Origin of the sequence: Tepidiphilus baoligensis (assembly GCF_012911495.1) — a bacterium.
GTDB lineage: Bacteria > Pseudomonadota > Gammaproteobacteria > Burkholderiales > Rhodocyclaceae > Tepidiphilus > Tepidiphilus olei.
Genome location: NZ_JAAAUB010000005.1, coordinates 126,047 through 133,506 on the forward strand (window position 1 = coordinate 126,047; position 7,460 = coordinate 133,506).

7 protein-coding genes and 4 pseudogenes are annotated in these 7,460 nt (G+C 62.6%); 2 read left to right on the forward strand and 9 right to left on the reverse strand.

What is annotated here, in order from left to right:
* Positions 1-2 precede the first annotated feature (2 nt).
* Positions 3-1,508: a chromosomal replication initiator protein DnaA gene (dnaA, locus tag GV368_RS05325; protein WP_169115766.1), complete on the reverse strand. Its 1,506-nt coding sequence runs from the start codon at positions 1,506-1,508 to the stop codon at positions 3-5.
* A gap of 243 nt (positions 1,509-1,751) precedes the next feature.
* On the opposite strand from dnaA, the pseudogene GV368_RS11760 reads away from it, so the two are divergent.
* A pseudogene (locus GV368_RS11760) lies at positions 1,752-1,934 on the forward strand (hypothetical protein); the annotation flags it as partial.
* A 35-nt stretch (positions 1,935-1,969) separates the two neighbouring features.
* Here GV368_RS11760 and yqeC read toward each other — a convergent pair.
* Together yqeC and moaA are read right to left on the reverse strand one after the other, a co-directional pair.
* Positions 1,970-2,728 (reverse strand): selenium cofactor biosynthesis protein YqeC, encoded by a 759-nt coding sequence (gene yqeC, locus GV368_RS05330; RefSeq protein ID WP_169115767.1) that lies wholly within the window; start codon positions 2,726-2,728, stop codon positions 1,970-1,972.
* A 14-nt stretch (positions 2,729-2,742) separates the two neighbouring features.
* Positions 2,743-3,753: a GTP 3',8-cyclase MoaA gene (moaA, locus tag GV368_RS05335; RefSeq protein ID WP_169115768.1), complete on the reverse strand. Its 1,011-nt coding sequence runs from the start codon at positions 3,751-3,753 to the stop codon at positions 2,743-2,745.
* Positions 3,754-3,807: 54 nt separating this feature from the next.
* On the opposite strand from moaA, the gene moaC reads away from it, so the two are divergent.
* A complete protein-coding gene (moaC, locus tag GV368_RS05340) occupies positions 3,808-4,287 on the forward strand; it encodes a cyclic pyranopterin monophosphate synthase MoaC (protein ID WP_169115769.1) in 480 nt (159 codons plus the stop codon).
* 1 nt (position 4,288) lies between these two features.
* On the opposite strand, the gene mobA is transcribed toward moaC, so the two are convergent.
* From mobA to GV368_RS05370, 6 genes and pseudogenes are all read right to left on the reverse strand, one after another.
* Entirely contained in the window at positions 4,289-4,903 is a 615-nt protein-coding gene (gene mobA, locus GV368_RS05345; RefSeq protein WP_169115770.1) for a molybdenum cofactor guanylyltransferase MobA, read from the reverse strand.
* Between the two features lie 68 nt (positions 4,904-4,971).
* A pseudogene (locus tag GV368_RS05350) lies at positions 4,972-5,504 on the reverse strand (phospholipase D-like domain-containing anti-phage protein); the annotation flags it as partial.
* Positions 5,480-5,731: pseudogene (locus GV368_RS05355) on the reverse strand (DUF1156 domain-containing protein); the annotation flags it as partial. The pseudogenes GV368_RS05350 and GV368_RS05355, both read right to left, overlap by 25 nt.
* Complete coding sequence (locus GV368_RS05360) at positions 5,731-6,075, reverse strand: type II toxin-antitoxin system PemK/MazF family toxin (RefSeq protein ID WP_169115771.1); 345 nt, start codon at positions 6,073-6,075, stop codon at positions 5,731-5,733. The gene GV368_RS05360 and the pseudogene GV368_RS05355, both read right to left, overlap by 1 nt.
* A gap of 343 nt (positions 6,076-6,418) precedes the next feature.
* Positions 6,419-7,177, reverse strand: a complete 759-nt coding sequence (locus GV368_RS05365; RefSeq protein WP_169115772.1) for a TIGR04255 family protein — start codon at positions 7,175-7,177, stop codon at positions 6,419-6,421.
* 2 nt (positions 7,178-7,179) lie between these two features.
* Positions 7,180-7,460, reverse strand: a pseudogene (locus tag GV368_RS05370) (type II toxin-antitoxin system antitoxin DNA ADP-ribosyl glycohydrolase DarG); the annotation flags it as partial.

The following is a 7,460-nucleotide window of genomic DNA, read 5'->3' on the forward strand; positions in this document are numbered from 1 at the left end:
CTTCAGCCGCGCAGGACCTGCAGCAGCACGTGGACGTCGTGGTTGAGTTGGGGATCGGTCAGACGCAGCTCGTTGATCGTGCGGTAGGCGTGCAGCACCGTCGTGTGGTCACGCCCGCCGAAGGCTTCGCCGATGGCTGGCAGCGACAGCGGCGTGAGCTCCTTGGCGAGCCACATCGCCACTTGCCGCGGCCGAGCCACCGCCCGCGTGCGCTTTTTCGAGTGCATGTCGGCGACCTTGGTCTTGTAGTAGTCGGCCACCGTCTTCTGGATGTGTTCGACGGTGAGCTGCCGATTGTAGGCGTGCAGGATGTCCTTGAGCGCCTCCTTGGCCAGCTCCAGCGTGATCGGCTGACTGTGGAAGTTGGCGAAGGCCACCACCTTGTTGAGTGCGCCTTCGAGTTCGCGCACGTTCGAGCGCAGGTTCTTGGCGATCAAGAAGGCCACGTCGTCGCCCACCTGCACGCCCAAGAGTTGCGCCTTCTTCTGCACGATGGCCACCCGCATCTCGAGCTCGGGCGGCTCGATCTGCACCGTCAGGCCCCAGTCGAAACGCGAGATGAGCCGATCTTCCAGTCCTTGAATGTCTTTGGGATAGGTATCGCAGGTGATGACGATCTGCTTGTGCGCCTCGGTGAGGGCATTGAAGGCATGGAAGAATTCTTCCTGCGTGCGTGCCTTGTTCTGGAAGAACTGGATGTCGTCGATGAGCAGCACGTCGAGCGAACGGTAGTAGCGCTTGAAGGCATCGAAGCTCTTCTGCTGGTAGGCTCGGACGACGTCGGCGTAGTAGTCCTCGGCGTGGACGTAGCGGATCACCACGCGCGGGTCGGTACGGAAGATGGCGTTGCCGATGGCATGGATGAGGTGCGTCTTGCCCAGGCCGACCCCGCCATAGACGAAGAGAGGATTGTAGGAGGCGCCGGGATTGTGCGCCACTTGCATGGCCGCGGCGCGGGCGAGGTCGTTGGCGCGGCCGGTGACGAGGGTGTCGAAAGTGGCTGCCGGGTTGAGCCGCGTGCGCTCGTAGAGCGCTTCGAGGGTCGAGGACGGGGTCACGTCCTCGGCGAGCGGCGGAGGACGGCGTTTCGGGGCGCTGCGGACGGGGCGGGGTTTGGCTTCGGCGGCGCGTTCCTGCGTCGTCGCCGCGGCAGGAGAAGCCGAGTCCGCAGGTGCTGCTTCGGAGGATTCGATGTCGGGAGCCGAAGCCCGGGCTTGGGCCGATGCGGGCCGATTGGACCGCGGCGGCGTGCCTCCTTTGGCGGTAGCGCCCAGCTGCAGTTCGGCCTGGGCGATGCCGAGCTCGGCGAGATGTTCGGCGATCTTGGACCAGTAGCGCTCGCGCACCCACTGCAGGATGAAGCGGTTGGGCGCGAGCACGCGCAGCCGCACTCCTGCGCCTCCTTCCTCGGGTTCGGCGCTCAGGGCACGGATCCAGGTATTGTATTGCTGCGCCGGCAGCGAGGCACGCAGACGCTCGCAGCAGGCGGTCCACGCTTCGTGACTCAAGGAGAAGGCCCTCTGGACGGATTGACGACGTTCCAGGGGATATTCTAACCCGTCCACCCAAAAGGTGAGTTATCCACAGGGTGGGCGAAATCTCGACCAGGGAAACGACCCAGTCCTGGGGGTCGGGGACCGGACGATTGCATCGACCCGCGACGTCGTGCATCGTTCTTGGGTCATTTGGGTCATACTCGGGATGTCGGAGGACACCATTCGACGTGGCAACAAGCACCGACGCTGAAGACCCGGCGCTTCCTGTGCTCGCTCCTCGAGGCAGCCCCGCTCGCTCCTCGAGGCAGCCCCTTTTGCCTGCGTACGATTCCCGCCGACAGCGGCAAGGAATTCACTGACCGATTCATTGCCCGCGGCATGCGTACCCCTACGGAGACGCATGCCTTCGATGAACAGTGCCAGGCGCTCGACCCCGAACTCGTCGGCGAGGTGCTCACGGAAGTGAGGAGCCGTCAGCGCCGCACGACCTCCACGAGATAGCCTGGCTTTCGTAGGCTCGTGAGCACGAAGTGCTCGAAGCGCGGGCAGGCGGCGAGCGTCCCTTCGGCGATCGCGCGGGCGGCGGGTAGGAGGCGATCGTCGTCGACCATGTTGAGCACGGGGATCACGCGTTTTCCTGCCGTGCCTTGCAAGAGACCCTCTTCGCGGGTGTAGAGCGCGACGAAGTCGGGAATGGCCACCGGCTCGCCGAGGGCGCGGCCGGTGAGGGCGGAGACGCGCTCGGGGCGATGCGCGATCGTCTCGGAGAGGGGTTGTCCCAGTGCCTGCAGCGAAAGGATGAGGAGCACCGTGTCGGTCGCCTCGGGCAGGCTCGGTTCGTGCGGCGCAGGGGCTTTGAGGAGCCGCGAGCGGGCCCCGTCGGCCTTCACCAGCGTGAGATCGAACCCGCCCTCGCGGTGCAGCCTGGCGATGCACTCTCCGGACACGGCCGCCACCCGCCCCGGCTTGTCCGAGGGCGTGGCGTAGGCCACCTTACGCGCACGGCTCGCGCGTACCTTTTCTTCGAGTTCGTCTTCAGGAGCGACGAGGATCTCGGCGCCGAGTTCGGGAGCGAAGTCGGTGATGAAGGTGGTGGTGGTGAGGGCCACGCGTCCGGGGTGGGCGGCGAAGATCTGGTAGAGCGTGGTCTTCTTGCCGCCGGCGCCGACGGCAGCGAGGATGCCGCTTTGGGCGCCCAGTGCCTCGAGGAGTGCGCTCGTGCGTTCGTTCATCGGATTCCCTTTCGTCAACCGCCGGTGGCGTTCATGTGCCGGAAGAGCACGGGTTTGGCGGTGAGATCGAACTCGTGCCCTTTGGGTTTGATCGCCATCGCGGCGACGATGGCTTCCTTGAGCGGTTCGAGTTCGCCGGGATGGGTGCGCAGCACCCGGCGCAGGTCGACCGAGTGCTCTTGCCCCAGGCATAGCAAGAGCCGCCCTTCGGTGGTGACGCGCACGCGGTTGCAGTTGTCGCAGAAATTGTGGCTATGGGGCGAGATGAATCCGACGAGGGTGCCGGTCTCGGCGATGCGCTCGTAGCGGGCCGGGCCGCCGGTGCGTTCGACGGTGGGCAGCAAGGTGTAGCGCTCGAGGATGCGCGCGCGCACTTCGTCGCTGGGCACGAAACTCGCGTACCGATCGTGTCCTTCGAGCTCGCCGAGCGGCATCTCTTCGATGAAACAGAGGGTGAAACCGCGTTCGGCGGCGAATTCGACCAGATCGAGGATCTCGTCGTCGTTGATGCCGCGCATCGGCACGGCGTTGAGTTTGATCGCTTCGAACCCGGCGCGCCGGGCGGCTTCGATGCCCTCGAGCACCTTGTCGAGGCTGCCTACGCGCGAGATGGCGCGAAAGCGCTCGGGGCGCAGGCTGTCGAGGCTCACGTTGATGCGCCGCACGCCGGCCTCACGCAGCGCCACGGCATGGCGGGCGAGCTGGGAGCCGTTGGTCGTGAGCGTGAGCTCTTTCAGGCCGGGGAGTTTGCCCAGTTCGGCGAAGAGCGAGAGGACGTTTTGCCGCACCAGGGGCTCGCCTCCGGTGATGCGCAGTTTCGTCACGCCCAGCTCGACGAAGGCGCGACCGATCAGCGCCATCTCTTCCAGAGTCAGGATGCGCGCCTTGGGTAGGAAAGTCATCTGCTCGTTCATGCAGTAGACGCAGCGCAAGTCGCAGCGGTCCGTCACCGACAGGCGCACGTAGGTGACGTGTCGGCCGAAGCGGTCGATCAGGGGCGGGGTGGCCGGGGCTCGGGTGTCCATCGCGGCGGCTCCTGTATCATCGTGGGGTCACGAACATCGCGTTTTGGAGTTGTCATGGCCGATTTGCCGCACCTCACTGCCGCCGGCACCGCCCACATGGTGGACGTCGGGGAGAAGGAGAAGACGCATCGGGTCGCGATCGCCGAAGGATACCTCGAAATGTCGCCGGCGGCACTCGCGGCGCTCGTAGCGGGCAACCTGAAGAAAGGTGACGCACTGGCGGCGGCGCGCATCGCCGGGATCATGGCCGCGAAACGCACTTGGGAATTGGTGCCGCTGTGCCATCCGGTGGCGCTCACGCACCTGGAAGTGGAGGTGGAGTCGGTAGCGGAACGCGTGGCGGTGCGCTGCCGCGCCCGGGCCGAGACGCGCGAGCGCACCGGCGTGGAGATGGAAGCGCTCACGGCGGTGCAGGTGGCGCTCCTCACGGTCTACGACATGTGCAAGGCGATCGACAAGGGGATGCGCATCACCGACGTCGGCTTGGTGCACAAGAGCGGCGGGCGCTCGGGGACGTGGCAGCGGCAGGGGTGAATCATCTCACCCCAAGGCGTTCTTCCAGCACACGCCGTTCTTCCTCGGTATTCAGGTTGATGAAAGCCCCGGCTTGGTCGGAAAAATCGGCGATCGCCAAGCGTTGCGCCGTGAGCCAGGCTGCGACCTTGCGCTCGCCCGCGCGCAAACGGCGTTCGAGCTCGACGCGCGCAGTCACCGGTAAAAGCGCGAAGACCGGTTGCAACCGCCCTGCTGCCCGGGCGACGGCCACGTCGGCCCCTGCGGCGCAGCGCGCCTGCCACAGACGGGAGACGAGGTCGGACGGCAACAAGGGGCAATCGCAGGGGACGACGACCACCCAGTCGGTGCGCGCAGCGGCGAGCCCCGCGGCGATGCCGGCGAGCGGCCCGGCGAATCCGGTTTCGAGATCCGGAATCACCGGCACGCCATAGGCGGCGTATCGTTCGTGGTGACGATTGGCGTTGATGAGGATCGCCTCGGTCTGGGGGCGAAGCCGGTCGAGCACGTACTCGACGAGCGGCCGTCCGTGCAGTTCGACCAAGCCTTTGTCGACGCCGCCCAGCCGCGTGCCGCGACCGCCGGCGAGGATGAGGCCGGTAAGGGGAGGTGGAGGTATCGAGCCCTTCACCGGCATTCCCAAGCTGTGCTCAAGAGTTGCACAAAGTTCCGCCGTGATAAGACCTCCGTACAATTGCGCCAGCTACGGGCACGTGGCTCGCTGTGGACTCGACGCGCGGCAGCGGCGAGCGCAGCAATTCCCAGGCATGGCCGGGATTCAGTACCTCTTGCCCTTCGGCCAAGATCTCAAGCACTTTCTCGGGCCGATGCCATGCTGCCAGGTCATGCCCCAAGACGAAGTGCCTGCGGCCTTGGTGCAGGATGCCTAGCAGGTCCCGGAAGTCTCTCGGATCGGTTTGGATGGGCGTTGCCGTACCGAGCAACACATGATCCGCCCGGGCAGCGACTTCGCGCATGAACGCCAGCAGTTCGTTCGGCGTTCCGGCGTCCTTGCCGAAGCCTTGGCGCGTGCGCCGCGCCTTGTGGGCTTCATCCAGGATGACGACACCAAACCTCAAGCCCAACAGATGCTGTTTTTCCAGTGGATCACGCATCATCAATCCGGTGGACACGATGTCGATGCGAAGCGGACAGCATGTAATCTGCTCGTGGCCTGTCGGAGAAATGGTGCGCTCTTCCGCATCCAGCCACACATCAGTTTTTTGAAGACGGCAAGGTTGGCTTCCGCATCATCCGTAGACGGCAGCAGACTGCCAAGCACGATGGCACGCACCAGGATCAACGGCTTGCGACCTGTCCAATAGGAACCCAGCTCGGTCAGAGTTTGTGCCGCCACCGCCTCGCGTTCTTTCTGCGCCTCGAAAGACACCCTCTGGGCCGGAAACACCGTCTTGATCAGGGCCGGAGTGTTCTGGAGCATCAAGGGAATGAGGCTCGCTAGCATTACGAAAAAGCCCCTTGTTGAACAAGCTTTACAATCGCATCTTTGACTTCGTCCAGCTTGTCATTCTGTATTCGTGCGACATTTCGATCGAAGAGTGAATCGTGCGCCGTGAACAGCTTGCCGGGGCGGATGAAACTTTCCCGTTCCAGGGATCCTATGGCAAAATCCGCCTCTGCCAATCGAATGGCAACATTATCGCCATAAGACTTACTGGTGATTTGCAAGCAGACCCAGTCTTGCCGACCGGCATAGGCCAGAACCAAGGCTGGGCGTTTTTTACTTTTGGAAAGATCAGAAAATGGAAACGGCAGCACCACCACGTCGCCTACTGTAAATGTGCCCACGCCTCGTCCTCCTCGGGTCGCAGCCAATCTTCCGCGAGACTTTTCTCGGCAAGCAGTAGCGCACTATCTATTCCACCACGACGCGAGCGCAGCTCTTCGGTTGACGCCTCAGCTGGCATAAATTCCCCACCGAATGCGCAGACTTCCCAGACTTCCAAATCCGTTGTCAGAACATTTCCATTGTGATAGCGAATGCATAATCCATCGTGGTGCGATGGTTCCCGTGGTTGAGTGGTGTTTTCACGTCGATGAGGTGACTGACTGGCGGTTTCTTCACCCCAATAAGAAACGACCTGAGGATTCCGGTACGGTGTCGATATGTCCAGTGTCAGGGTCGACATGATCAATACTCCGGCTCTAATTTCTGGATCGTTTCTTCTGTCATTATCTTCTGGAAAAACAATGCCTTCGAGCGATCATGCAACAGATCGAGTTGGTCGCGCAAGGCGTCCCAGTGACTTGGTGTGTTCGCTGACAGCGTTTCAAGGTCGATGACCGAACCCGTAACTTGCGCTCCGGCGAGATGAACCTGTGCCGGACTAGCGATCTGCACCACATGCAGGCACTCGACATCTGGAATTTCCACACGCATCTGCACCCGGCTTCGGATTTCGTGGTCACCAAGCTTCATCACCAGTTTTAAGGCTGATAGATCGGCAGCCAAGTCATCCTTCAGCAGGTCGATATAGCGCAGCGAATGACGGAGTGGATTGGGGATGAGCCCACTGCCTTCAACGATTTTCGTCAGCGTAACCACGGATTCTTTGAATTTCTCCCAGCCCACGTAGGGTCTTCGGCAGTTCAGGGTGACCACACGATCACCGACCTGCCAGACGAAAGAGCCTTCTGGCTCTTCCATCTTCATCTTTGGTGCGTAGCGCAGATTTGGATCGATCTGGGCGATGGGTGCCGGAATATCGGCCGACGGGAGGCGTTGCAATCGGAGCTTGGGGTGATTGCTTCTCAATTCGGCAAAAAGGATGCCAGGTAATACATCTCCAGTACCTTGTTGACCATCGAAATGGACTTGCCAGATTACTTCGATGAGCGGTTCTTTCTTTAGCCGCTTGGGAAGTGGGCTCATGGATTCACTCCAATTCATGGTCAATTCCTTTCGAGCCAGCCCTGATTGGCGAGCCGATCAATCGCAATGCCGATTTGTCTGGGCGTGAATCGGCGCTTGCGCGGGTTCCAGTCATGAATACTGGCGACCACGTCGTCGAACCGACGAACCCCCTCGCGCGTCATGACCCAATGCACGGTCGAGAGCAGCTCGAGGCCATAGGGTGACTCGAAGCCCTCGACGAGGAGGGTGACACGCTCGAAGCGTTCTCGGCTGTCGGTATGTTGGTCGAGGAAGGCGGATGCCTCCTGGATGGCGCCTG

Excerpts from the sequence above, each read along its gene's own strand:
- yqeC (WP_169115767.1), bottom strand. The coding sequence starts at position 2,728 with ATGAACGAACGCACGAGCGCACTCCTCGAGGCACTGGGCGCCCAAAGC.
- moaA (WP_169115768.1), bottom strand. The coding sequence starts at position 3,753 with ATGGACACCCGAGCCCCGGCCACCCCGCCCCTGATCGACCGCTTCGGC.
- moaC (WP_169115769.1), top strand. The coding sequence starts at position 3,808 with ATGGCCGATTTGCCGCACCTCACTGCCGCCGGCACCGCCCACATGGTG.
- mobA (WP_169115770.1), bottom strand. The coding sequence starts at position 4,903 with ATGCCGGTGAAGGGCTCGATACCTCCACCTCCCCTTACCGGCCTCATC.
- GV368_RS05365 (WP_169115772.1), bottom strand. The coding sequence starts at position 7,177 with ATGAATTGGAGTGAATCCATGAGCCCACTTCCCAAGCGGCTAAAGAAA.